The 2,720-nt window shown below is 53.2% G+C and carries 2 protein-coding genes; both read right to left on the bottom strand.

Going from position 1 to position 2,720, the window contains the following annotated elements; genetic code table 11:
* Positions 1-858 precede the first annotated feature (858 nt).
* On the bottom strand, positions 859-1,524 hold the full coding sequence (locus tag LCE31_RS38570; protein WP_225022873.1) for a hypothetical protein: 666 nt from the start codon (positions 1,522-1,524) through the stop codon (positions 859-861).
* Positions 1,525-1,803: 279 nt separating this feature from the next.
* Entirely contained in the window at positions 1,804-2,232 is a 429-nt protein-coding gene (locus LCE31_RS38565; RefSeq protein WP_225022870.1) for a hypothetical protein, read from the bottom strand.
* Positions 2,233-2,720 lie beyond the last annotated feature (488 nt).

The following is a 2,720-nucleotide window of genomic DNA, read 5'->3' as shown; positions in this document are numbered from 1 at the left end:
CATCTGGACGAAGACCGCCGACGACATCCTCGACACCCTCGCCGCATACTGCACACGAATTAACGACTCAGGACACTAGACCGCTCTTGCCCGGATGACTCTGCAGGAGAACTTTCCCTCGCGGGCCAGGCAGTGGGCGGTGGTTCTGCCGAGGTCGGAGGCCTCCGGACATCACGAGACCCGAGTAAAGGCGTGCTGCGTTGATGTGAAAACCTTCGGTATTCTGATACTCCACACCGCTGGATGCCCGACATGGGGCAAAATTACAGAATGGTCGATTAATGCGCCGTAGAATCCCGTCGAGCATCTGGACAGCCACCCTACTGGTTGGGGCCTTGGCGGTCGTGACGGGCCTCGCTATCGATGCACGGAATCATCTACCGAAAGGAGGACTCGGTGACGGAAAAGCAAACCCGACAGCTACTCGCGCCCTTAAAAACTCCCCGCTACCTAAACCCAAACCGCGGCCATCAATACCCCAAATACCTGCCAACTCCGGTAGAGGTCAGCGAGTGGTTTATTCGATCAGCCAAAAGCGGGTTTGGCTAATAACGGAGAGCCGTAAAGTGGTGCGATCGTTCCAGGTTTGGCCTGGAACGATGACTCCGGCAAGCGGGGAGTATAAGGTCTCATACAAGAGGGAGCGAGGGACTGGATCTGATGGGGTAGCCATTGAGCATGCGGTTTATTTCGGGACCGCTTATGCTTTTTCGAATGCCTCGAACGGAGCCGCACCGTCACCGAACCCTGGTTTGCAGACCGGGGCAATTCGGGAACATTCCAGTGATGGTATCGCGCTATGGGACTTCACCAAGATGGGTATGGTGGTTGATGTCGTTTCATAGAATCCAGGACCAATTATCTAGATCCCTCGGTGAGGATCTTGTGAGCGGCTACTGCTCTCAGTTTAATCTGATTGCTAATAGCGTCAAGTTCCTTTTTCTTGAGGGTTATCTGGCGCTTCTGCAGATCAACTTCTGCATTGAACCATGTCGGTATTAGCGTGGCCCGCTGCTTGCATTCCTCATCCTTGAGGGCGACAGCCTTTTCGTTTTGGCTGGGGTTTTTTGAGCTCCAGTTCCATTTGGAGTCCTGCATGGCGGCAACCGGGGAAGAGTATGAGTAGCCAAATTTGGCCATGCAACCGGACCATCGCTTGAAGGCAGTGGCTGTCTTCGCTGAATTCAGTGATTCGGTGTAGCTCTGCTGTTTGATTTTATCAGGAAGCCCCTCGTCATTGAGGGGTGGGATCTTTTTCTCGGCGTTAGCAGAGCATTTATGTACGGCATCCTCAATGTCGCCCGACGGCTGATCTTCTGTCTTTGGTGCAGTGTAGTTCAGCAATGTCAAGAAGTGGTACCCATATCGCGCTTGCTGCGAGTTGACGGGCCCGTAGCGTCCCGCCATAAGTGCAGGGGCATCGGAAGAGGGGGCTAGTTTCAATCGGTAATCCACATGCATAGCATCGAGACACTGGTTGATCGTCTGCTGCGTCGCCTGGGTCACTTTCCGCGTTTCGCTCACTTTCTCTATGTATGCCTGAATAGGGAGGCGCAAGTTGGGAAGAGGATTCGTAATCCGGTCGTCTTCTGGCACTCGAGACGCTGGCTCAACAGATTGCGTTGTATCACTAGAATGATTGGAGGTCGAGGAACAAGCGGAAGCCGGAAAGGATGCAATGCAGGCAAAAAGGACGAGCGTAGTGGTTTTGTTAAACCGCACGGGAAATTCCCATTCTCATTGTTATGTATGCTATTACCTGGCAGGCGCCCACCATGATGGTGAGCGCCTGCGGAACACACTCTAGAGGAAGTAACTTCTCCAGGAAGCGTTTTCATTGTAGGTTTTGACCAGCTGCTTGTTCGTGCCGACGTAGACGGTGTCGTAGTTACCGAGATAGCCGGAATTGTAGAAGACGCGCACATAATCGTTTGTGCAACCGCTGCAAGATGCAGACCCGTACGATGCAGATGCCGCATTGTTCTTAACTGCTTGGCCGGCGCCACTGCCGTTACCGTCGTTCGGGAAGACGAGGCCCGCGAGGTCTGAAACTCCACCTCCTGAGGTCCAGCGGTAGTATGCCCCCTGCTGGTTCGAGTTGTAGTACAGGCAGAAGGCCCATCCGTCAGATCCCTGAGGACATTTTCCGTAAGCCTGAGCCGGAGCCGTAAAGGCGAAGATGGACCCCGTTGCGAGAATTAATCCGCCGACAAGTGTCAATATTTTGCGCATTCCTGACCCTTCGCTCGAAAGAAGGGCGCGTGGGTTTCACATTAATGAAATCCTGTCGATTGACTTGGGTTGTTACGCCGCGCCCAAACGCCGATGCGATTACCGTCGAGCCGGGCTTTAGTGCGTAACTCTCCATGCGCCCTTCTTGTGAAGAAAATGTTAGGCCCGGATCATTCGTAGATCAACGGGCATTTTCAGTATCTCGACTAGGTGATGTTATGAACGATTGGTGCCGTTAATTCATATTAGGTGTCATTTATCTCGAATATTCGCTTCCCTGTGTGGTTGATGGATCTCACATTTCGCCTTTCATGGATGGATATCCCGCGCGCCGATAGTCGCTTAGACGTATGACCGGGCGACCTTAGTCCTGGCTTGATATCGTCACCACCACTCACGCTCTGTAATAAGACCGTGTCCTATGTGGGTTGTGGCTCGTTGAGTCGAACATGGGCAGAGGTAAGTGGAGTTGGATTGTCCCGGACGGC

Source organism: Streptomyces sp. 8L (assembly GCF_020176795.1).
GTDB lineage: Bacteria > Actinomycetota > Actinomycetes > Streptomycetales > Streptomycetaceae > Streptomyces.
The sequence above is the reverse complement of the archived record's forward strand: the minus strand, read 5'-3'. Positions and strand labels throughout refer to the sequence as shown.